The organism is Amycolatopsis sp. NPDC051372, from assembly GCF_040682095.1.
Classification (GTDB): domain Bacteria; phylum Actinomycetota; class Actinomycetes; order Mycobacteriales; family Pseudonocardiaceae; genus Amycolatopsis.
Genome location: NZ_JBFBAF010000033.1, coordinates 98,067 through 119,955, shown reverse-complemented (window position 1 = coordinate 119,955; position 21,889 = coordinate 98,067). Strand labels below are relative to the sequence as shown.

The window sequence follows — 21,889 nt, the reverse complement described above, 5'->3', positions numbered from 1 at the left end:
GGGTTGAGCGGCAGCGCACGGGCAGGAAGCCGCACGTGCACATCGGGCAGCCCAGTCTAGGGGATCGGCCACCGGCCCCGGCCGCTCACCCTCCGCTGGGACGGGTTGAGCGGCAGCGCACGGGCAGGAAGCCGCACGTGCACATCGGGCAGCCCAGTCTAGGGGATCGGCCACCGGCCCCGGCCGCTCACCCTCCGCTTCCGAAGCGATCACCCCGCCCGGCGCTCGGGACGGGCACACAGCCCCCGCCCTCTCCGGCAGGGTTCCGGCAAAGTCGTTTGTGGTTCAGGGCTGGATGCCGAGCAGGGTGAGTGCCCCGATCGCGGTGACCGAGCACGCTCCCGCCACCACCACGAGAACCGAACCGATCGAGTGGCGCACACCCCGCTGATGTCGCGGATCCGGCACCACAGCCAGATGTTGCCGAAGGTCCGCAACCCGCCCACGCTCAACATTCGCATCACCCAACCGGGCCAGACGCTCAAGCACAGCAGGAATCAGGCAGATGATGCAGCGGGCACAGCCCTCTCACATGATCACGGGACTGAGACACTCACATGATCAACCAGGAGCCGTGCCCGCCCTGCAACCAGGCCGAAAGACTTTGCCGGAACCCCCACCCTCTCCCGGGGGGGGCGTCCCATGCCCATTCTATCGGCGGAGGACGACAGTTCCGAGAAGATCGCCGCAGATCAGCGGAGTTGCCCACAACCCGATCGGGTGGGGATGGCGGCGGTCGACGACAGGCGGGCGAATGTGCGCAGCGTGATCGGCAGCGGCGGTCAGCGGTGCGCCGCCATCGCGGCCGTGTACACGCAGACAGCGGCCGCCGTGGCCAGGTTGAGGCTTTCGGCTTTGCCGTACAACGGGATGCGGACGGCGGCGTCGGCCGCCGACAGGACGGCCTGGGACAGGCCGTGTGCCTCGTTGCCGAAGATCCACGCGACCGGGTCACCGAACGTGATCTCGTCGAGCGAAGTGTCCGCGTAGCCGTGGGCGGCCAGGGTGCGCAGACCGGCGGCGCTCAGCGACGCAAGCACCGACGGGATGTCGCGCTCACGGGCCAGCGGGACGTGGAAGGTGCTGCCGGCGGCGGCGCGGACGCTCTTGCCGTTGTGGGGGTCGACGGTGTCGCCCGCGAGGATCACGGCGTCGGCGCCCGCGGCGTCGGCGACGCGGATCACGGTGCCGGCGTTGCCGGGTTCGGCGACGTCCACCAGGACGACCACCAGGCGAGCATCGGGCAGCACCGTCGAGAGTGGACGGTCGACCAGGGCGCACACGGCCACGAGGCCTTGCGGGGTCACGGTTTCCGACAGGCCGTCGGCGGCGCGGTCGGTGATGAGCGAAACGGCCACACCCGCCGAGGAAGCGGCGGCCATCAACTCGGGGTGCGCCGAAGCCGCGCGTTCCGTGGCGAACAGCTCGAAAACGGTGCCGTGGGCCAACGCGACTTCGACGGCGTTGACGCCTTCGGCCAGGAAGCGGCCGGTCTTTTCGCGTTCCGCGCGGCGCGTCAGTTTGCGCGCAGCGACGACCCGGGGGGTCCGTTCGGTGAACGGGACCGCCCCGGGTCGCGGAAAACTGCCGGTCAGGCCGACTTCGCTTCGCCGGTGTTGACGTTCGCCTTGGCGAGCTCGGCGAGCGCCGTGAAGGCGGCGGCGTCGTTGACCGCGAGGTCCGCGAGGATCTTGCGGTCGACCTCGACACCGGCGACCTTGAGGCCCTGGATGAACCGGTTGTAGGTCACGCCGTTGGCACGAGCGGCCGCGTTGATGCGGGTGATCCACAGCTGGCGGAAATCACCCTTGCGCGCACGGCGGTCGCGGTAGGCGTAGTTGAGCGAGTGAAGCGTCTGCTCCTTGGCCTTGCGGTATAGCCGCGAACGCTGGCCGCGGTAACCGCTGGCCAGTTCGAGAGTTGCGCGACGCTTCTTCTGGGCGTTGACCGCCCGCTTGACGCGTGCCACTGGTCCATCCTGTCGGTTTCAGGGGGCGCGGAGACCCCGGAGTGATGTGGTGCGAGTACGAGGAGAGTCAGATCCCGAGCAGGCGCTTGACTCGGCCGGCCTCGGTCTTGGAGAGCTCCGTGGTGCCCTCGAGACGGCGGGTGAGGCGGTTGGACTTCTTCTCCATCAGGTGCCGGCGGCCGGCCTTCTGGCGGCGCAGCTTGCCCGTGCCCGTCACGCGGATCCGCTTGGACGTACCGCTGTGCGTCTTCATCTTCGGCATGGTTGTTCTGTCCTCTTCCGTGCGGCGGCACACCGGTGCCCCGGTGTGCCGCTGACTGTGCTGGTCGGCGCTGCGGGAGGCGTTACGCCTCGGGCGCTTCGGCCTCGGCCTTGACGGCCTTGGGCTTCACGTTCTTGTGCGGGGCCAGCACCATGATCATGTTGCGACCGTCCTGCTTGGGCGACGATTCGACGAAGCCCAGCTCGGTCACGTCGTCGGCCAGCTTCTGCAGCAGCCGGAAACCGAGCTCCGGCCGGGACTGCTCGCGACCGCGGAACATGATCGTGACCTTGACCTTGTTGCCTGCCGCCAGGAACCGCGACACGTGACCCTTCTTGGTCTCGTAGTCGTGCTGGTCGATCTTCGGACGCAGCTTCTGTTCCTTGATGACGGTCAACTGCTGGTTGCGGCGGGACTCGCGGGCCTTCTGCGCGCTCTCGTACTTGAACTTGCCGAAGTCCATGAGCTTGCATACGGGCGGGCGTGCCTGAGGCGCGACCTCGACGAGGTCGAGATCGTTCTCCTGTGCCAGCCGCAGCGCATCTTCGATCCGGACGATGCCGACCTGCTCGCCGTTGGGTCCGACGAGCCGGACTTCCGGCACCCGGATACGTTCGTTGATGCGTGTCTCGGAGCTGATGGGGCCTCCTTGGTCCGAGTGACTACTTCTCTTCTCGACCTGGTGCCCACATGATTCAGGCCCCGCCACCGGCTTCCTGCCGGTTCACGGGGCCCGCTCTGTCTCCGATCGCGTTCGACCACGAGGATCGAACGCTTCACCTCAGTGAAGGATGCACTGACATCCACCACTTCGGCGAGACCGGACCCGGACACCTGAGGCGGTGACGCGGGTGGGAGCGGGGCTCCACTTGCTGCCCCCGATTTCTCAAGGGCTGGTCGCACGTGGAAGGGTACCAGACGTGTCAGAACAACCTTCGCAACAGCCCCCGCATTCCCCCCACCAGCCCCCGTATTCCCCGGACGTCCGCGACCTGGAGGACATCCCGAGCGTCGAGGTGATCAGCCGCGCGGCCGTGATGCTGATGTCGGCCGCGGCCGAACGCCTGGGCCTGGCCGACGCCGACCCGGACACCTCGCCCCACCGCGACCTCGACGAGGCGCGCCGGCTCATCACAGCGCTGGCCGGGCTCGTCACGTCGTCCGTAGAGTACCTGGGCCTGCACGCCGGGCCGCTGCGCGACGGGTTGCAGTCGCTGCAGAAGGCGTTCCGCGAAGCCTCCGCCGTCCCCGACGCGCCGGGCCAGGGCCCGGGTGAGAAGTACACCGGACCGGTCTACTGACCGTCGCTTCCGAGGCCCGTCCGCCCCTTCGCGGACGGGCCTTCGTCGTCCCAGAGTCCCGAAGGCCTTGTCGAACAGCTCGAAAGGCATCTAACATGTTAGATGTGAGTCCGCTTCCCAAGGTCACCCGGCCGCTGCTGCGCGACGAGGCCTACGACCGTATCCGCCAGGCGATCATCGACGGCAGCCTCGCGCCCGGCACCCCGCTGCGCGACGCCGACCTGGCCGAAGAGCTCGGCCTGTCGCGCGCTCCCGTGCGCCAGGCCTTGCTGCGCCTGGCCGGCGACGGGCTCGTCGAGTCCAAGCCGCAGAGCTACACTCGCGTGGCCGCGATCGCGGGCGACGAGGTGCGCGACGCCGTTCAGCTCGTCCGCGCGCTGCACGAGTTCGCCATCCGTCAGGCGCTCCCCCGGCTCGGCACCGAGCAGGTCGCCGCGATGCGCGCGGCCAACGAGCGCTTTGCCGCCGCGGTCGGTTCGGGTGACGTCGCCGCGGCGATCGCCGCCGACGACCAACTGCACGACGTGCCCGTACGCGCGTGCGGCAACCGCGCCGTCGCCGCGACGCTCGAGCGCTACACCCCGCTGCTGCGCCGGCTCGAGTACGCGCGCTTCAGCTCCCTTCCCGCGCACCGCTCGATCCGGCGGCACACCGAACTCGTCGACGCGATCGAAGCCGGTGACGCCGAAACCGCCGCCGCCGTCACCTCGACCATCTGGTCCGACCTCGAAGCCAGCCTGGAAACCGCCGAAACCCTGGAGACCCCGTGAGCCTCGCCGACTTCCCGCGTTTCCCGCTGATGATCGGCCCGTCGCCGATCCACCGGCTCGACCGCCTCACCGAGTACCTCGGCGGCGCGGCCGTGTGGGCCAAACGCGAAGATCTCAACTCCGGTCTCGCCTACGGCGGCAACAAGACCCGCAAGCTCGAGTACCTCGTGGCCGACGCGCTCGCCCAGGGCGCCGACACGCTGGTCTCCATCGGCGGCGTGCAGTCCAACCACACCCGTCAGGTCGCCGCGGCCGCGGCCCGCGCGGGCCTGAAAGCCGTGCTGGTTCAGGAAAACTGGGTCGACTGGCACGACCCGCTGCACGACAAGGTCGGCAACATCCAGCTGTCACGGATCCTGGGCGCCGACGTGCGGCTCGTCGAGGCCGGCTTCGGCATCGGCTTCAAGGAGAGCTGGGAGCAGGTCCTCGCGGAGGTCAAGGACGGCGGCGGGAAGCCGTACGCGATCCCGGCCGGCGCGTCCGACCACCCGCTGGGCGGGCTCGGCTTCGCGGGCTGGGTCGCGGAGCTGGAAGAACAGGAGCGCGACCTCGGCGTCTTCTTCGACACCGTGGTGGTCTGCTCGGTCACCGGAAGCACTCAGGCCGGGATGGTGGCGGGCGCCGCGCTGAGCGGACGACCTCGCCGGATCCTCGGGATCGACGCGTCGGCGAAGCCCGCCGAGACGCGCGACCAGATCACCCGCATCGCCGAGAACACCGCAGAGCTCATCGGCGCACCCGGCATCGGCGACGTGCTCCTCGACGAGCGCTACCACGCCGGCGTCTACGGCATCCCCGACGAGTCCACACTGGACGCGATCCGCACGGCGGCGCGGCTCGAGGGCATGATCACCGACCCGGTGTACGAGGGGAAGTCCATGGCCGGGCTCATCGATCTCGTCCGCGCCGGCGAAATCCCCCGCGAGTCGAACGTGCTCTACGCGCACCTCGGCGGCCAGCCGGCGATCAACGCCTACACGAGCGTGCTGGGCTGACCCGGGCGCCTGGGCCCGCCGGCCCGGCGAGCCCAGGCGAACCCGGCGAAACTCAGTGCACCGAGCTCAGTCGAGCACGCAGAGCACGTCGATCTCCACGAGGAGACCGGCGGGCAGGCCGACGTAGACCGTGGTGCGAGCCGAGTGCGGGCCGTCGCCGATCAGCTCGTTGTAGACCTCGTTGAACGGCGCGAAGTGGCTCGTGTCGGTGAGGTACACGCGCACCATCACCGCGTCGGCCCAGCCCGAACCGGCCTCGGTGAGCAGGGCCTCGATGTTCTTGAACACCTGCCGCGTCTGCGTCGCGATGTCGTCGCCGACGACCGCGCCGGTCGCGGGGTCGAACGCGACCGTGCCCGCGACCTGCAGGATGTTGCCCTTGCGGACGGCCTGCGAGAACTTCGCCGGCGGCTTCGGCGCGTTCTCGGTCGTGATCGCCGTCTTGCCCATCATTACCCCTTTCCGTTCCCCGTCCATCCACTGTGGACGGAAGCCTCGTCGGTGGCGGCCCTCAGCTCGGGCACGAGCGCGAGCAGGCCGTCGTAGTCCAGCAGCACCTTCGGCACCGACATCGACGCCGCGGCCAGCACCTCGCCACCCGCGCCGCGCACGGGGGCCGCGATGCAGTGGATGAAGTCCTCATGCTCGGCGTTGTCCACGGCGTAACCGCGTTCGGCGACCTCCTCCAGTTCCGCCAGGTACGCCTCGGGTGAGGTGATCGTGTTCGGCGTGAGCACCACGTAGTCCAGCGAACGCGCGATCTCCTCGCGCCGCGCCCGCGGCATCGCGGCCACGAGCACCTTGCCGACGGCGGTGCAGTGCAGGGGCGCGCGTTTGCCGATGCGGGAGTACATCCGCACTGAGTGGTGGCCCTCGAACTTGTCGATGTAGACGACTTCGCCGTCTTCGTAGGACGCGAGGTGCACGGTGTGCCCGGTGCGGATGTTGAGCGCCGCGAGCGAGTCGTGGGAGCTGCGGCGCACGTCGTGGTCTTCCAGCGCCTGGTTCGCGAGGTCGAACAGCGCGCTGCCGAGGCGGTAGTGGCGGGTCCCCTCGCGGCGCACGAAGTGGTGCGACTCGAGTGTGCGCAACAGCCGCAGCACGGTCGTCTTGTGCACGCCGATCTCCTCGGCGAGCTCGTCCAGCGTCTTCGCGCCGCGGGCGAGCCCGGCCAGCACGGTCAGCGCCCGGTCCAGGCTCTGGCTCACCTCACCACCACACCCTCTCCCGTCAGGCGGGCCGCGCTCCACTCTTCGGCGTCCGCGCGCAGGAGCGTATCCACCACGGGGGCGGGCAGGGGCACACCGACGTCGTCGTGGGTCAGCAGGGTCGCGGCGGCCTGGAGGTGCCCGCGGCGCAGCCGGGTCGACGGGGCCGCGCCGCGCAGGGTGGCGGCGAGGAACCCGGCCGCGAACGCGTCGCCCGCACCCACCGGCTCGACCACGTCCACGCGCAGCGCGGGTTCGAACACCGGCGCCGCCTCGCCTTCGACGAGCGTCGCGCCGCGTTCGCCGTGCTTCACCACGAGGGTGCGCGGCCCGGGCAGCAGCTTCCGCAGCCGCGCGGGGTCACCGGTCCCCCACACGCGTTCGGCCTCGTCGTCGCCGGTGAGTACGAGGTCGGCGCGCCCGGCCAGCTCCGCGAGCACGGAGACGTCCTGCGCCAGCGCGGGCCGGTGGTTGACGTCGAACGACACGAGCCGCTCGCCGCGCGGGGCCTCCAGCAGCGCGTGCACGAGCGCGAGGCAACTGGCCGACAACGCGGGCGTGATCCCGGACAGGTGCAGCACGCGCACGCCGCCGAGGTGCAGCCGGCTCACGAGGTCCGGTCCGAGCGCCGAGGCGGCCGAACCGGTGCGATAATAACGTACCGGGCTTCCCTGGGCGCCGCTTTCCTTGACGTACAGGCCCGTCGGACGCGCCGGATCGATCTCGACACCGCTCACGTCGACGCCGGCCGAAGCGATCTCCCGCACCAGTGCGCGGCCGAACGGGTCGTCGCCGACCGCGCTCACCCACGCGCTCGGAACGCCGAGCGCGGGCAGGTGGCACGCAACGTTCGACTCGGCGCCGCCGAAGGTGCGCAGCCAGCTGCGCACCTGTTCGGGCGGGCCCGGTTCGGCCGGCACGAACAGGGCCATCGACTCGCCGATGCAGAGCACCTCGGGCGGGCTGGTCACTGACTTTCTCCCCGTTCCGTCACCCCGTTGACCTGTGGCGAACCGGATGCTACACCTATGTCGCGCATTTTGCGCAACGCCCGTTGCATAATACGCAACCATTTCGGTCCACGAGGTCTGAATCGATGAACAACTCCGAGCACGCCGCCCTGACCGCCGCCGTCCGCGCCGGCCGGGACGAGAAGATCGACTGGCGCTTCCGCTCGATCACGCCCGCGCTGGCCGGGCTCACCCTCGACGAGGCCGCGGCCCGGCGCGCGAACCTGTTCGCCGACGGCTTCTTCGGCCCGTTCGTGGTGCTCGACGCCGCGGCGCTGGAGCACAACCTCGCCACCATGGCCGCGTGGTGCGGCGGGCACGGGATCGCGCTCGCGCCGCACGGCAAGACCACGATGGCGCCCGAGCTGTTCGCGCGCCAGCTCGAGCACGGCGCGTGGGGCGTCACCGCCGCCAACGCCGGGCACCTGCGGGCCTACCGCGCGTTCGGCGTCTCGCGGATCCTGCTGGCCAACCAGTTCTTGGACCCGGCGGGACTGCGCTGGCTCGCGGGTGAGCTGGCCGCGGACCCGGCGTTCGAGTTCGTGTGCTGGGCCGACTCCGTGCGCGGGGTCGAGCTGATGACCGAGGCGCTGGCCGGGTCCGCGCGTCCGGTCGACGTGCTCGTCGAACTGGGTGGCGCCGGCGGGCGCACGGGGGTGCGCGACCCCGAGACCGCGCTGGCCGTGGCCGAGGCCGTCGCCAAGAGCCCGGTGCTGCGGTTGCGCGGCACGGGCGGCTACGAGGGCGCGCTGTCGCACGACACCGACGACGCCGCGCTGACCAAGATCAGTTCCTATGTGGACACTCTGCGCGACTCGGCGATCGCGTTCGCCGACAAGGGGCTGCTCGCCGAGGGCCAGGTGTACGTGACGGCCGGCGGCAGCGCGTACTTCGACCGCGTGGCACAGGAGCTCACGAAACCGTGGCCCGACGGCATGGACGTGCTGCCGATCCTGCGCAGCGGCGCGTACGTGACCCACGACGACGGTTTCTACCGCGAGATCTCACCGCTCGGCGTGCACCCGCGGCTGGCCGGCGTCGAGCCGTTCCACGCCGCGCTGCACGCGTGGGCACAGGTGACCTCGAAGCCCACCCCCGAGCTGGCGCTGCTCACCGCCGGCAAGCGCGATCTACCCTACGACGAGGGCATGCCAGAACCGCAGCTGCTGCGCAAGACCGGGGTCGTCACCGAACTGACCGGCCACACCGTCACGAAGCTCAACGACCAGCACGCGTTCCTCGCGCTGCCCCCGGACTCGCCCGTCGAGGTCGGCGACTGGGTGCGGCTCGGGCTTTCCCACCCGTGCACGACGTTCGACAAGTGGCCGCTGCTGCCGGTGGTGGACACCGACGGCGAGACGGTCGTCGACTTCGTGCGGACGTGGTTCTGATGGACGTGCGCTGATGGACACTGTCATCCGCGGCGCCCAAGTGGCAGACGGCACCGGCGACCCGCTGACCCGCCACGACGTCGGGATCACCGGCGACCGCATCGCCGAGGTCGCCGAACCGGGCTCGCTCACCGGAAAGCGCGTTCTGGACGCCGACGGCCTCGTGCTCGCGCCGGGGTTCATCGACATGCACTCGCATTCCGACCTGCAGCTGCTCACGAACCCGGACCACCTCGCGAAGGTCTCCCAGGGCGTGACCACCGAGGTGCTCGGCCAGGACGGTCTCTCGTACGCACCGGTCGACGACACCGTGCTCGAGGCCCTGCGCCAGCAGCTCGCCGGCTGGAACGACGACCCGGCCGGCTTCGATTGGAACTGGCGCTCGGTCGGCGAGTACCTCGACCGGCTCGACCGCGGCGTCGCCGTGAACGCCGCCTACCTCGTGCCGCAGGGCACGGTCCGGATGCTCGCCGTCGGCTGGGAGAACCGGCCGGCGACCGACGCCGAGCTCGACCGCATGAAGGAACTCATCGCGACCGGCCTCGAAGAAGGCGCTTTCGGGCTGTCCTCGGGGCTCACCTACACCCCGGGCATGTACGCGGACACGGCCGAACTCGTCGAGCTGTGCCGCGTGGTCGGCGAGCGCGGCGGCTACTACAGCCCCCACCACCGCAGCTACGGCGCGGGCGCGCTGGAGGCCTTCGCCGAGATGGTCGATGTTTCGCGCCGCGCGGATTGCCCGCTGCACCTCGCGCACGCCACGATGAACTTCTCCGTCAACAAGGGCAAAGCGCCGGAGCTGCTGAAGCTGCTGGACGACGCCCTCGACGCCGGCGGCGACATCACCCTCGACACCTACCCGTACCTTCCGGGCGCCACTTACCTCTCGGCGCTGCTGCCGAGCTGGGCCACCGAGGGCGGGCTCGACGCGACGCTCGCGCGACTGTCCGATGCGGACACGTGCGAACGGATCCGCGTCGAGATCGAGGAGACCGGCTCGGACGGCGCGCACGGCGTGCCCATCGACTGGTCCGGCATCGAGATCAACGGCGTGCGCCGGCAGAGCAACGCCGGACTCGTGGGCCACAGCGTCGCGGAGTCCGCGCGGGCACAGGGTAAAACGCCCGCCGAGCTGTACTTCGCCACGCTGGTCGACGAGCGCCTCGGCACGTCGTGCCTGATGCACATCGGCCACGAGGAGAACGTGCGGGCCATCATGCGCCACCGCACGCACACCGGCGGTTCCGACGGCCTGCTCGTCGGCAACCGGCCGCACCCGCGGGCCTGGGGCACGTTCCCCCGTTACCTCGCCCGCTACGTCCGCGAACTGGGCGTGCTCGGGCTGGCCGACTGCGTCGCGCACCTCACCGGGCGCGCGGCGCGGCGGCTGCGGCTCGCCGACCGGGGCCTCGTACGCCCCGGGTACGCGGCCGACCTGGTGTTGTTCGATCCCGCCACGATCATCGACACCGCCACGTTCGAAAACCCGAGGCAGCCCGCCAAGGGGATCGCCTGCGTTTTCGTGAACGGCGTCGCCGCGATCGAGGACACCCACCCCACCGGCGCCCTCGCCGGCCATTCCCTTCGTCACCCCGGGAGGGGCCGATGATCCATTGGCTGCAGACCACGACCGGCGGTCTGCTCACGCTCGCCGCGGTTTCGATCGCCGTCCTGCTCGTGCTCATCATCAAGGTCAAGGTCGAACCGTTCATCGCGCTGATCGTGGTGGGCGTGCTCACCGCGCTGGCCGCCGGGCTGCCGGTGGGCACGCTGGTCGGCACCGCGCAGAAGACGTCGGACTCCCTGCTGGAAAAGGGGTTCGGCAGCATCCTCGGGCACATCACGGCGATCATCGGTCTCGGCACCCTGCTGGGGTCGATCCTCGAACGGTCCGGCGGCGCCCGCGTGCTCACGTCGGCGCTGCTGCGCTCGTTCGGCGAAAAACGGGCGCCGCTCGCGATGGGTCTGTCCGGCCTGATCTTCGGCATCCCGGTGTTTTTCGACATCGGCATCTTCGTGCTGGCGCCGCTGGTCTACGCCGCGGCCAAGCACGGCGGCCGCTCCATCGTGCTGTACGCGATGCCGCTGCTGGCGGGCCTGTCGATCACGCACGCGTTCATCCCGCCGCACCCAGGGCCGGTCGCGGCCGCCGGGCTGCTGCACGTGGATCTCGGCTGGCTCATCCTGATGGGCGCGGTCTGCGGCATCCCGGCGTGGTTCGTCGGCGGCATCCTCTACTCGACCTGGATCGGCAAACGCGTGAACGTGCCGCTCGCCGAGGAATTCGCGAAGCTCGCCGGTGACGACGAGGACGACGCCACCAACCCGCCGTCGCTCGGCCTGGTCAGCGGCATCATCGCGATCCCGCTCGTGTTGATCCTCGTGGGCACGTTCGGCAGCATCGTGCTGCCGAAGAACTCCGGCGCCGCCGGCGTCGCGGCGTTCCTGGGCACCCCGGCCATCGCGCTGACGATCGCGACGCTGCTCGCGTCGTGGCTGCTGGGCCGCCGCCGCGGCATGACGGGCGCGGACCTGGCACAGCTGTCGACGAACGCGCTGCGCCCTGTCGCGATGATCCTGCTGGTGGTGGGCGCGGGCTCGTTCTTCGGGGCGGTGCTTTCGGCGACCGGCATCGGCAAGGCCGTCGCCGGCTCACTCGGCGATGCGGGCCTGCCGGTGATCCTCGCGGCGTACATCATCAGCTGCGGCATGCGCATCGCGCAGGGCTCGGCGACGGTCGCGATCGTGACCACGAGCGGCATCGTCGCGCCGACGGTGGTGGAGCTGCACTACTCGCAGCCGCAGCTGGCCCTGATCGTGATCGCGATCTCCGCGGGCTCGATCATCGCCTCCCATGTGAACGACGGCGGCTTCTGGATCGTGTCGCGCTACTTCGGTCTTTCGGTGCCGCAGACGCTGAAAACGTGGACCGCGCTCGAGACGGTCCTTTCCGTCAGTGGCTTCGCCGTGGCAGCATTGATCATGGCAGTGGTCTGAACCACCTTTTGGTCCCCTCACCGTTGGGAGAAACCTCGATGGCCGGACTTTCCCGTCGCACGTTCCTCGGCGCCGCAGGCGCCGCCGGACTCGGCACCGTGCTCAGCACCCAGCTCGCGAGCGCCGCACCCGCCGGGTGCCCGCGAGACGCGGGAACCACCGCGTACGTCGGCAGCTATACCAGCACCCCACCGGCCGGACACGGCCTCGACGTCGCGGGCCGCACGGGCACCGCGCCGGCGCTCACCCCGGTGCGCACCGTCGCGGGCGTGCCCGACGCGTCGTGGTTCGACCGCAGCCGCGACGGCCGCACCCTCTACGTGACCAACGAGGGCGACCCGAACGGCGCGATCTCCGCACTCGACGTCACCACGGCGACGAGCCCGAAGCTGCTCAACTCCGTGTCGTCGAAGGGCAGCGCGCCCACGCACCTCTCGGTGCACAGCAGCCAGAAGTACGTGCTGGCGGCCAACTACGGCTCGGGCAGCGTGGTCGTGCTGCCGATCCTCGCGGGCGGCAAGCTCGGCCCGGCCACCGACGTGCAGCAGCACACCGGGGCCGAGCGCGACGCGCACGCGCACCAGGTGGTGAACGACCCGACCGGCCAGTGGGTGCTCTCGGTCGACCTCGGCGCCGACTCGGTCTACGTGTACTCGCTCGACACCGGCAGCGGGAAACTCGCGCTGCACCAGCAGGTCACGCTCCCCTCCGGCGCGGGGCCCCGGCACCTCGCCTTCCACCCGAACGGCCGCTACGCCTACCTCGCGCAGGAGCTGCGGCCGGAGATCACCGTGCTTTCCTGGGACGCGGCTGCGGGCAAGCTCACGCCGCTCGCGGTCGTCCCGGCGGTGCCGGCCGGCAGCACCGGCGACCTGTTCCCCGGCGAGATCGCCGTGTCGAACGACGCGAAGTTCGTCTACGCGACCGTGCGCGGCCCGAACACGATCGCCACGTTCTCGGTTTCCGGCGGCGGCACCACGCTGAAGCTGGTGTCCGGTGTGGACACCGGAGGCAACTGGCCGCGCCACCTCGCGCTCTCGCCCGACGAGCGCTGGTTCTACGTGTCCAACCAGCGTTCGGGCACCGTCACCTGGCTGCCGCGCGACGCGGCCACGGGCCTGCCCGGCGCGGTAGCCGGCTCGCTCGCCGTGCCGTCGGTCAACTCCGTTTTCTTCGCCTGACCCGGCGTTTCCCGCAGGCGGCGGACCGACCGGTCCGCCGCCGCCGGGCCCTACCCTCTGGGAGCTCAACGATGAGAGTGCGTCGTACGTCCACCGTCATCAGTGTCACCGCGGCGCTGGCCCTGCTGGCCGGCTGCGCGCCCACGCAGTCCGCCCCGGACGCGGCCGGCGGGGACGACCAGACCGGCACCCTGCGGGTGTGGCTGTTCGACGAGGCCAGCCGCGCACCCAAGGAAGCGGCGGTGAAGGAGGCGATCACCGAGTTCAAGGCCGCGCACGCCGGCGTGGACGTCGACGTGCAGTGGGTGCCGGTCGAGGGCCGCGCCGACAAGTTCTCCGGCGCCTTCAACGACCCGTCGAACGCCCCGGACGTCGCCGAGTTCGGCAACACCGATGTGGCGAGCTACGCCCAGACCGGCGCGCTCAGCGACCTCACGGGCGACATCTCGTCGTGGAGCGAGGGCAAGGACCTGCTGCCCTCGGTGCTCGACACCGCGAAGTCGGGCGGCAAGACCTACGGCCTGCCCTGGTACACCGGCATCCGCGCCCTCTACTACCGGACCGACGTGTTCACCGAGCTGGGCCTCAAGCCGCCGGCGACCCTCGCGGAGCTGACCGACGACGCCCGCAAGATCCACGCCGCCAAGCCCGACCTCTACGGCATCTCGACCGGTGGCAAGTACACCTACGCACTCCTGCCGTTCGTCTGGGCCAACGGTGGTGACGTGGCCGAGTCCGACGGTGGCAAGTGGACGTCCACTGTGGAATCCCCTCAGGCGAAAGCCGGTATCACCGCGTACGCGAACCTGCTCAAGGACGACATCTGCCCGCCCGCCGCCTGCGCGAACCTCACCGGCACGCAGAGCGTGACCGCCTTCGCCGGCGGCAAGGCCGGGATGACCATCGGCGGTGACTTCAACCGCAAGGCCGTGGAGCAGGGCGCGGTGAAGGGCAAGTACGCCGTGGTCCCGCTGCCGGGCACCACCCCGGGCTCGGTCGCGCCCGCGTTCGCCGGAGGCAACCTGCTGGGCGTGTTCGGCGCGAGCAAGCGCCACGGGCTCGCCGTGCAGTTCGCGGAGCTGCTGGCCGGGGCGAAATACCAGGAGAAGATGTACAACGCCATGGGCAACCTGCCCACGCTGGAGAGCGTGCAGAAGAAGCTCGCGGCGAGCGACCCGACGCTCAAGCCGTTCGTGGACACCCTCGCCGCCGGCACGAAGTTCGTGCCGAGCACGCCCGGCTGGTCGAAGATCGACAGCCAGAACGTGCTGCCCGCCGCCGTCCAGCAGATCGCGACCGGCGGCAAGGACGTCGACGGGGCGCTCGCCGACGCCACGGCGGCGATGAACAAGAACTTCGGCTGATGGTCACCCAGCAGCTGCCCGTCTCCGTCCCGGCCCCGGTCGCGCCCCGACGCGCACGCCGGCGCCGGGACGGCCGGGCGGCCCTGATGTACCTGCTGCCCGCGGGCATCCTGCTCGCGGCGCTGCTGGTGTACCCGATCTACCAGCTGGTGCTGATCTCGTTCTACGACTACGGCCAGCCCCAGGCCGCGGGCGCGGCGCCGCTGGTGTTCCTCGGTTTCGACAACTACGCGGCGCTCCTGCAGGACGTGCAGTTCTGGACGGTGCTCGCGAAGACGGTCGGGTTCGCCGTCGCGTGCGTGATCGGCGGCCTCGTGGTCGGCACGGCGCTGGCGGTGCTGGCGTCGAGGGTGCGCGCGGTGCCGCGCACCCTGCTGTTCCTCGCGGCGCTCGGCGCGTGGTCGACGCCCGCGATCGCCGGCTCGTACGTGTGGCTGTTTCTCTTCGACACCGACTTCGGTCTCGTGAACGAGGTGCTCTCGGGCATCGGCTTCACGGGTATGGCGCACCACTCCTGGACGTTCGGCACCTTCGGCGCGTTCGGGCTCGTGGCCGCCGAGGTGATCTGGTGCTCGTTCCCGTTCGTGCTGGTCACGATGTACGCCGGGATCAAGGCGATCCCAGAGGAGGTCCTCGAGGCCGCGTCGCTCGACGGCGCGTCGATGTGGCGCAGCACGTGGACGGTCGTGCTGCCCATGGTGCGGCCGCTGCTGACGATCGCGACGATCCAGTCGATCATCTGGGACTTCAAGGTGTTCACGCAGATCTACGTGATGACCAACGGCGGCGGCGTGGCGGGGCGCAACCTCGTGCTCAACGTCTACGCCTACCAGCAGGCCTTCGCCGGGCAGGAGTACGGCCTCGGCTCGGCGATCGGAGTCGTGATGACACTGCTGCTCCTGTCGATCACCGGGCTGTACGTCCGGTCCCAGCGCCGGAGCACCGCATGGCTGTGATCAGTGCGCGGTCCCTCTCGACAAGAACGGGCCGCCGCCGGGTGCGCCGCCCGGGCCGGCTCGTCGCGGAGATCATCGCGGTCGTGGTGGCCGGGATCGTGGCGTTCCCGCTGTACTGGATGGTGCTCTCGGCGTTCAAGCCGGCGGGTGAGATCCAGACGGCCAACCCGAAGCCGTGGACGCTCGCGCCTTCGCTCGACAGCTTCCAGCGCGTGCTCACCGTCTCGGGCTTCGGCCGGTTCTTCGTGAACAGCCTGGTGGTCGCGCTGGCCGTGGTGGTGCTGTCGCTGCTGCTGTCGTTCCTGTCGGCGGTGGCGCTCACGCGGTTCCGCTTCCGCGGGCGCACGGTGCTGCTGGTGATGATCCTCGTGGCGCAGATGGTGCCGGTGGAGGCGCTGACGATTCCGCTGTTCTTCCTGATGCGCCAGATCGGCGCGGTCGCGCCGGCGTTCGGGCTCAACGAGCTGGGCTCGCTCGTGCTGGTGCACCTGGCGTTCAGCCTGCCGTTCGCGATCTGGATGCTGCGCGGGTTCGTCGCGGCGGTGCCGGTGGAGCTCGAGGAAGCGGCGAAGCTCGATGGCGCGTCGCGGATGCGCTTCACGTGGCAGATCCTGTTCCCGCTCGTGGTGCCCGGCTTGGTCGCTGTGAGCGTGTTGGCGTTCATCCACGCGTGGAACGACTTCCTGTTCGCGAAGACGTTCATCATCTCCAAGACCGAGAACCAGACGCTGCCGCAGGCGATCCTGGTGTTCTTCAAACCGGAGGACACCGACTGGGGCGCGGTGATGGCGTCGTCCACTCTCATGACGATCCCGGTTCTGGTGTTCTTCGTGCTGGTGCAACGCCGGCTCGTCGCCGGGATGTCCGGCGCGGTGAAAGGCTGATATGCCCGGGTTCGACACCCTGCTCCCCCGCCCCGTCTCCGTCACCGAGGTGCCGGGCGCGTGCCCGTGGCCGGCGCCGGTCACCGTGCAGCAGGCGCCGGAGCTGCCCTCCGAGGGCTACCGCCTGACGATCACGCCGCGCGGGGTCACGCTGGCGGTCGCCGACGCCGCGGGCGAGGTGTACGGCCGGCAGACGCTGCGCCAGCTCGCCGGTCCGGACGCGTTCCGGGCGGCGTCGATCCGCACGGGGTCGACGCTGCCGTGCGGCGTGGTGGAGGACCACCCGCGGTTCGGCTGGCGCGGCTGCCTGCTCGACGTGGCGCGGCACTTCCGCACGAAGGCCGAGGTGCTGCGGTTCGTCGACCTGCTGGCGGCGCACAAGCTCAACGTGCTCAACCTGCACCTGACCGACGACCAGGGCTGGCGGATCGAGGTGCCGCGGTTCCCGCGGCTGACCTCGGTCGGCGGCTGGCGGCGTTCGTCGATGGTCGGCCGCCACGACGGCCCCGAGCGCGACGGCCGCCCCCACGGCGGGTTCTACACCACCGACGACCTACGGGAAATCGTCGCGTACGCCGCTTCGCGGGCTTTGACGGTAGTGCCGGAGATCGACGTGCCGGGCCACGCCCGCGCGGCCATCGCCGCGTACCCGAAGCTCGGTCCCGATCCCGACGCGGACTGGGAGGTGTGGACGTCCTGGGGCATCAGCACCTCGCTGCTGGATCCGTCGGAATCCACTTCGGACTTCTTCCGCGCGGTGTTCGACCACGTGCTGGACGTCTTCCCCTCGCCGGTCATCGGCCTCGGCGGCGACGAGGTGCCGGGCGCGACCGAGGCCCACGGCCGGTTCGTCCGCGAGATCGCGGCGCACCTGGCTTCGCGCGACCGGCAGGCGCTCGGCTGGGACGAGGTCCTCGACATCGACGACCTCCCGCCCATGGTGATCGGCGCCTGGCAGGACGAGGCACGCGGCGAGCTGGCCGCGTCACGGGGTCACGACGTGGTGCTGTGCCCGGAAGACCGCGTGTACCTCGACCACCGCCAGTCCGACCACCCGGACGAGCCCATCCCCGTCGGCTACCTGCGCACGCTGGAGGACGTCTACACCTACGATCCGGCGTTGACCGGTCCGCACCTGCGCGGCGCCCAGGCCCAGATCTGGACCGAGCACCTCGACACCGCCCGGCGCGTGGACTACGCGGCTTTCCCCCGGCTGAGCGCGTTCGCGGAGCTGGCGTGGAGTACCGGCCCCCGCGACTTCGCCGAGTTCCTGCCGCGGCTGCGCGACCACCACCTGCCGCGGCTCGACGCGCTGGGCGTGGAGTACCGGCCGCTCGACGGACCGCACCCGTGGCAGACCCGGCCCGACGCACCGGGCCGACCGCGCTGAGTGCTAGCGCTGCCCGCGGTCCGGCCTGACCACGTGCGGCCCGGGCTTCCCGTCCGGCAGCGCGCTCACCGGACGAACACCCGTGGCCCACCACCAGAACGCCGCTCCGACCACCGCCACCAGCAGCCCGCCCACCATCAGGACGACGGCGAGCCACACGACCGACGCCGACAACGCGGCCATGCCCCCGACCACGGCCAGCACCCCGGCGAAATACACCAGCGCCCACCCCTGCAGCGACTGCCGCACCTTCCGGGCGGCCGCGACGCGCAGCCGGAGTTCGGCGCCGCACCAACCGCAGACGGCGGTCGCCGAGGTGTATCCGGTCGCGGGGCGCCGGACGGTGAGCGGAGAGCTACGTTCGCCGCCTTCGGCACTCCGCTCGTGCGCGAGGTGCCGCAGTCGCAGCCGTGGGCGCGGGTCTCGCTCCACCGGTTTCCCCTTCGTCGGGCTGGTTCGCGGCGACCGTACCGCGCGCCCCGCCGAGCTGTGTAGAGCGTTATACAGAACAGTGAGCGAACAACCATCCGGGTGAAACCGGGCGATTCGCCCGCCGGGAGACGGTCCGTGAAGACACGCTCTTCTCGTCGATCGACGGACGAGGGGGAGATCGTGAAACGACTTGGCGTGCTCGCCGCACTCATCCTGACGGCGCTCGGGGTGCTCACCCCGGTGGCGTCGGCGGCGCTGCAGCCGGGGTACGGCCCGCTGACCATCGAGCCCGCGGACCCGAACCGGCAGTTCCGCGCCATGCCTTCGCTGCAGTGGGTCACCTGGCAGGACGCGGCCGGCACGACGAAGCACCGGTTGATCCGCAGCTTCCTGGTCAGCGCCGACGGCGACCGGCAGGTCAAGTCCCGCGTCGAGTACCGGGACGACGCCGGCCGCTGGCAGCCCGCGCTCGAAGCCGGAACCGGGAAGAAGCTGCAGGACCTGTCGTCGGCCCAGTTCGCCATGGTGGCCAACGGCGTCGCGACAGGCAGCGAGTACTCGGTGTTCGAAAGCCTCGGCCGGGTGGACGGCACGAGGCAGCGGTACTTCGTGCGCTGGACCTCGGCCGACGGCGGGGCGAGCTGGCGGATCGGCCGGGCGAACCTCGACCTGGCCGGCGCGACCATCCGAGCCGGCGAGACCGGGCGTCTGTTCCAGGGCGTGCTCACGTTGCCCAACGGCGACCTGGTCGCGCCGTTCTACGCCGGGCAGGCGAACACTCACTCGGCCGCCTACCTGCTGACGATGCCGAAGAGCGGCACCACCTGGACCCGCTCGGCCACCCCGTTCCTGTCCGCCACCTTCAACTACAGCGAGTCCAGCGTGACCCGCCGGGCCGACGGCAGGTTGCTGATGATCACCCGGCAGGACGACGATCCCACGTCCGAAGTCATCCGCAGCCGACTGCTGGGCCGGATCACCAACGGCCCGGTGAACTCCGCGGCGGACCTCGCGGCCGCGAGCTGGGGCGCGGCCTTCGCGGTGAAGGTGCCCGGTGCCGCCGACGCGAACGCGGTCCGCGGCGTCGCCCCGGTGGTGAACACGATGCAGGACGGCATTCTGATGCTGGTGTTCGGCCGCCCCGGCAACAACATCGCGTTCAGCTACGACAGCGGCGCCACCTGGACCGGCCTGCACCGCTTCTACGACAACCAGCCCCGCAACTGCGCCAAGCCCAACGGCGTGCACCCGTGCGACACGCTCGGCTCCAGCGGCTACGTCGGGGTCGCCGTCACCGGACCCCGCACCGCCACGTTCTACGGCGACAACTGCCAGTCCGGCTGGGGCTGCGACGTCGCCTACGACTACCCCCACGAACGGGACAGCAAGCTCTGGACGATCTCCGTGCGGCTCGCCTGAGCCACGCGGCACCGCCCTCACGCGGGGCCGTGGCGGTACCAGACCTCGGGCCGGCCGACCTGGCCGTAGCGGGGCTCGCGGTGGGCCAACCCGTTGTCCGCCAAGTACTCCAGGTAGCGGCGGGCCGTGACGCGCGAAGCGCCGATCGCGCTCGCCGCGCCGGCGGCGGAGAGGCCTTCGGAGGCGGCGGCGAGGGCGGAGGTGATGGCTTCGAGGGTCTCGGCGCTCATGCCCTTCGGCAGCGCGTGCTGCTCGCTCGTGCGCAGCGTGGCGAGCGCGCGGTCGATCTCGGCCTGGCCGGTGACCTCTCCCGAAGCCTGGTGGAACTCGGCGTAGCGCTCGAGCTTTTCCCTCAGCGAAGCAAAAGTGAACGGTTTCAGCAGGTACTGCACCACGCCCACCGATACCGCCGCCTTCACCAGCGCGAGGTCGCGCGCCGAGGTCACGGCGATCACGTCGATGGGCAGGCCGGCCGCGCGCAGGGAGCGACACACGGCGAGGCCATGGGTGTCGGGCAGGTAGAAGTCGAGCAGCACGAGGTCGACGGGTTCGCGTTCGCAGAAGCGCAGCGCGTCGCCGCCGGAGTGGACCACGCCGGCGACGCTGAAGCCGGGCAAGCGCTCCACGTAGAGCCGGTGGGCCTCGGCGGCCACGGGCTCGTCCTCCACCACCAGCACGCGGATCACCGCAGCGCCTCCTGCCTCGGCAACCGGACCGTGAACACCGCGCCGCCGTCCCGGCCGACGTCCACGCTGCCGCCGTAGCGGCGCACGGCCTGGACCACCAGAGCGAGCCCGAGCCCGTGGCCCTCGCCCGCCTTCGTGGACCAGCCGCGGCGGAACATGTCCTCTACAGCTTCCTCCGGTACGCCCGGGCCGTTGTCGGCGACCCGCAGCAGCAGCCCGTCGTCGTCGGTCCGCGCGGTGACGACCACGGCGGGCCGGCCGTCCGCCCCGCGCGCGGCGGCGTCGATGCCGTTGTCGACGAGGTTGCCCAGGATCGTCACGAGGTCCCGGCCGACGATCTCCGGGCCGAGGTCCTCGATCACGGTGTCGGGGGTGATCGTGAACTCGACGCCGCGTTCGCTCGCCTCCGCGGCCTTGCCGAGCAACAGGGCCGCCAGCACGGGCTCGGACACCGCGCTCATCACGCGGTCGGTGAGCTCCTGGGCCAGAGCGAGCTCGGCCGTCGCGAACTCCACCGCGTCCTCGGGCCGGCCGAGCTCCACCAGGGAAACGACGGTGTGCAGCCGGTTCGCCGCCTCGTGCGCCTGCGACCGCAGTGCCTCCGCGAGGCTGCGGGCGGTGGTGAGCTCGCCCGTCAGCGTCTGCAGTTCCGTGTGGTCGCGCAGGATCACCACGGTGCCCTGTGCGCGTCCGGCGGAGCGCACGACAGTGGTACTGACCACCAGCACGCGCGTGTCGGTGAGGTGCAGCTCCTCGGTGCGCGTCTCGGCGGAGACGAACGCGGCCACCAGTTCCGGCGGCAGCCCCAGCTCGACCAGCGGCAGCCCGACCGGATCCGCGGTGAGACCCAGGAGCGTGCGCGCACCGTCGTTGCACAGGCCGACGCGGCCGTCGCGCCCGACCAGCAGCACGCCCTCGCGCACGGAATGCAGCACCGCTTCGTGGTACTCGAACAGGTTGCTGAGCTCACCGGGCGCGATCCCGCGCGTCTGCCGCTTGAGCCGGGCGCTCACGAGCCAGCCGCCGCACGCGCCGACGAGCAGCACCGCGCCCGCGACGCCGGCGAGCGGCCACACGCGGTCGCGCAGCTCCGCGGAGATCGCGGCGATCGTGATGCCCACCGCCACGAGGGCGACGACGCGATGGTTCGCGTCGAACACCGGCACCACGGCCCGGACCGAAGGCCCGAGCGAACCCGCGTAGGTCTCGGTGACCACGCCACCCTCCTGGGCGGCGTCGATGTGGCCGAGGAACGGCTGCCCGATCAACGCGGGGTTCGGGTGGGTGTAGCGGATCCCCTGCGGGGTCATGATCGTGACGAAGTCGACGTCGGCGTCGGTCTGCACCCGCGCCGCGTAGGGCTGCAGCACGGCCGTCGGGTCCGGTGTGGACACCGCTCGGGTCACACTCGGCGAGTCGGCGATCGCGTGGGCGATCGCCAGCGACTGGTCGCGCGCCCGGTCGGTCGTCGTGCGGCCGGCGTCGAGGTACGCGATGGTGATCCCGCCGCCCACGAGCACCAGCAGCACCGCCAGCTGGAGGACCAGCAGCTGGCGGGCGAGGCTCCAGCGGCTGGTCCGGGTCCGGGTGGGGGCAGGCACGTGCTCATACCAGCACACGCGGGCGCGGGGCAACACCCGGGTGGTGCGACGACCCTCGCGTACCACCGTCCGA

22 protein-coding genes are annotated in these 21,889 nt (G+C 70.9%); 12 read left to right on the top strand and 10 right to left on the bottom strand.

Features of this window, described 5'->3' with window-relative positions; translation table 11 throughout:
- Positions 1-782 precede the first annotated feature (782 nt).
- From AB0M56_RS39100 to infC, 4 genes are all read right to left on the bottom strand, one after another.
- Positions 783-1,595 (bottom strand): RNA methyltransferase, encoded by an 813-nt coding sequence (locus AB0M56_RS39100; RefSeq protein ID WP_364185773.1) that lies wholly within the window; start codon positions 1,593-1,595, stop codon positions 783-785.
- Entirely contained in the window at positions 1,592-1,969 is a 378-nt protein-coding gene (gene rplT, locus AB0M56_RS39095; protein WP_220241958.1) for a 50S ribosomal protein L20, read from the bottom strand. The genes AB0M56_RS39100 and rplT overlap by 4 nt, the downstream gene beginning before the upstream one ends.
- Before the next feature lie 67 nt (positions 1,970-2,036).
- On the bottom strand, positions 2,037-2,231 hold the full coding sequence (gene rpmI, locus AB0M56_RS39090) for a 50S ribosomal protein L35 (protein WP_220241959.1): 195 nt from the start codon (positions 2,229-2,231) through the stop codon (positions 2,037-2,039).
- Positions 2,232-2,313: 82 nt separating this feature from the next.
- A complete protein-coding gene (infC, locus tag AB0M56_RS39085; protein WP_364185750.1) occupies positions 2,314-2,940 on the bottom strand; it encodes a translation initiation factor IF-3 in 627 nt (208 codons plus the stop codon).
- A gap of 211 nt (positions 2,941-3,151) precedes the next feature.
- Between infC and AB0M56_RS39080 the strand changes: the two genes are divergently transcribed.
- From AB0M56_RS39080 to AB0M56_RS39070, 3 genes are all read left to right on the top strand, one after another.
- Complete coding sequence (locus AB0M56_RS39080) at positions 3,152-3,532, top strand: DUF1844 domain-containing protein (protein ID WP_364185748.1); 381 nt, start codon at positions 3,152-3,154, stop codon at positions 3,530-3,532.
- A 104-nt stretch (positions 3,533-3,636) separates the two neighbouring features.
- Complete coding sequence (locus AB0M56_RS39075) at positions 3,637-4,302, top strand: GntR family transcriptional regulator (protein ID WP_364185746.1); 666 nt, start codon at positions 3,637-3,639, stop codon at positions 4,300-4,302.
- Entirely contained in the window at positions 4,299-5,297 is a 999-nt protein-coding gene (locus tag AB0M56_RS39070) for a 1-aminocyclopropane-1-carboxylate deaminase (RefSeq protein ID WP_364185744.1), read from the top strand. Before AB0M56_RS39075 ends, AB0M56_RS39070 begins: the two co-directional genes overlap by 4 nt.
- A 66-nt stretch (positions 5,298-5,363) precedes the next feature.
- Here AB0M56_RS39070 and AB0M56_RS39065 read toward each other — a convergent pair whose 3' ends face one another.
- Genes AB0M56_RS39065 through AB0M56_RS39055 form a run of 3 tightly spaced genes read right to left on the bottom strand, consistent with a single transcriptional unit; the run spans position 5,364 to position 7,476 of the window.
- Positions 5,364-5,747 (bottom strand): RidA family protein, encoded by a 384-nt coding sequence (locus tag AB0M56_RS39065; protein WP_360586052.1) that lies wholly within the window; start codon positions 5,745-5,747, stop codon positions 5,364-5,366.
- A gap of 2 nt (positions 5,748-5,749) precedes the next feature.
- Positions 5,750-6,505 (bottom strand): IclR family transcriptional regulator, encoded by a 756-nt coding sequence (locus tag AB0M56_RS39060; protein ID WP_364185742.1) that lies wholly within the window; start codon positions 6,503-6,505, stop codon positions 5,750-5,752.
- On the bottom strand, positions 6,502-7,476 hold the full coding sequence (locus AB0M56_RS39055) for a sugar kinase (protein ID WP_364185740.1): 975 nt from the start codon (positions 7,474-7,476) through the stop codon (positions 6,502-6,504). Before AB0M56_RS39055 ends, AB0M56_RS39060 begins: the two co-directional genes overlap by 4 nt.
- 125 nt (positions 7,477-7,601) lie before the next feature.
- On the opposite strand from AB0M56_RS39055, the gene AB0M56_RS39050 reads away from it, so the two are divergent.
- From AB0M56_RS39050 to AB0M56_RS39015, 8 genes are all read left to right on the top strand, one after another.
- Entirely contained in the window at positions 7,602-8,906 is a 1,305-nt protein-coding gene (locus tag AB0M56_RS39050; RefSeq protein WP_364185738.1) for an amino acid deaminase, read from the top strand.
- Positions 8,907-8,919: 13 nt separating this feature from the next.
- Positions 8,920-10,515 carry a D-aminoacylase gene (locus AB0M56_RS39045; RefSeq protein ID WP_364185737.1) on the top strand — a complete coding sequence of 532 codons (1,596 nt, stop codon included), beginning with the start codon at positions 8,920-8,922 and terminating at the stop codon, positions 10,513-10,515.
- Entirely contained in the window at positions 10,512-11,903 is a 1,392-nt protein-coding gene (locus tag AB0M56_RS39040) for a gluconate:H+ symporter (RefSeq protein ID WP_364185735.1), read from the top strand. The genes AB0M56_RS39045 and AB0M56_RS39040 overlap by 4 nt, the downstream gene beginning before the upstream one ends.
- Positions 11,904-11,941: 38 nt before the next feature.
- Positions 11,942-13,084 (top strand): lactonase family protein, encoded by a 1,143-nt coding sequence (locus AB0M56_RS39035; RefSeq protein WP_364185733.1) that lies wholly within the window; start codon positions 11,942-11,944, stop codon positions 13,082-13,084.
- A gap of 71 nt (positions 13,085-13,155) precedes the next feature.
- Positions 13,156-14,448 carry an extracellular solute-binding protein gene (locus tag AB0M56_RS39030; protein ID WP_364185731.1) on the top strand — a complete coding sequence of 431 codons (1,293 nt, stop codon included), beginning with the start codon at positions 13,156-13,158 and terminating at the stop codon, positions 14,446-14,448.
- Complete coding sequence (locus AB0M56_RS39025) at positions 14,448-15,404, top strand: sugar ABC transporter permease (RefSeq protein ID WP_364185729.1); 957 nt, start codon at positions 14,448-14,450, stop codon at positions 15,402-15,404. The genes AB0M56_RS39030 and AB0M56_RS39025 overlap by 1 nt, the downstream gene beginning before the upstream one ends.
- Positions 15,395-16,288 carry a carbohydrate ABC transporter permease gene (locus tag AB0M56_RS39020; protein WP_364185727.1) on the top strand — a complete coding sequence of 298 codons (894 nt, stop codon included), beginning with the start codon at positions 15,395-15,397 and terminating at the stop codon, positions 16,286-16,288. The genes AB0M56_RS39025 and AB0M56_RS39020 overlap by 10 nt, the downstream gene beginning before the upstream one ends.
- A 1-nt stretch (position 16,289) precedes the next feature.
- Positions 16,290-17,678 (top strand): beta-N-acetylhexosaminidase, encoded by a 1,389-nt coding sequence (locus AB0M56_RS39015; RefSeq protein WP_364185725.1) that lies wholly within the window; start codon positions 16,290-16,292, stop codon positions 17,676-17,678.
- A 3-nt stretch (positions 17,679-17,681) separates the two neighbouring features.
- On the opposite strand, the gene AB0M56_RS39010 is transcribed toward AB0M56_RS39015, so the two are convergent.
- Positions 17,682-18,110 carry a hypothetical protein gene (locus tag AB0M56_RS39010; protein WP_364185723.1) on the bottom strand — a complete coding sequence of 143 codons (429 nt, stop codon included), beginning with the start codon at positions 18,108-18,110 and terminating at the stop codon, positions 17,682-17,684.
- A gap of 180 nt (positions 18,111-18,290) precedes the next feature.
- Between AB0M56_RS39010 and AB0M56_RS39005 the strand changes: the two genes are divergently transcribed.
- Positions 18,291-19,529 carry a sialidase family protein gene (locus AB0M56_RS39005; RefSeq protein ID WP_364185721.1) on the top strand — a complete coding sequence of 413 codons (1,239 nt, stop codon included), beginning with the start codon at positions 18,291-18,293 and terminating at the stop codon, positions 19,527-19,529.
- 17 nt (positions 19,530-19,546) lie between these two features.
- Here AB0M56_RS39005 and AB0M56_RS39000 read toward each other — a convergent pair whose 3' ends face one another.
- Together AB0M56_RS39000 and AB0M56_RS38995 are read right to left on the bottom strand one after the other, a co-directional pair.
- On the bottom strand, positions 19,547-20,215 hold the full coding sequence (locus AB0M56_RS39000; RefSeq protein ID WP_364185720.1) for a response regulator: 669 nt from the start codon (positions 20,213-20,215) through the stop codon (positions 19,547-19,549).
- Positions 20,212-21,816, bottom strand: coding sequence for a sensor histidine kinase (locus AB0M56_RS38995; RefSeq protein ID WP_364185718.1), 1,605 nt, complete (start codon positions 21,814-21,816; stop codon positions 20,212-20,214). Before AB0M56_RS38995 ends, AB0M56_RS39000 begins: the two co-directional genes overlap by 4 nt.
- Between the last annotated feature and the right edge of the window lie 73 nt (positions 21,817-21,889).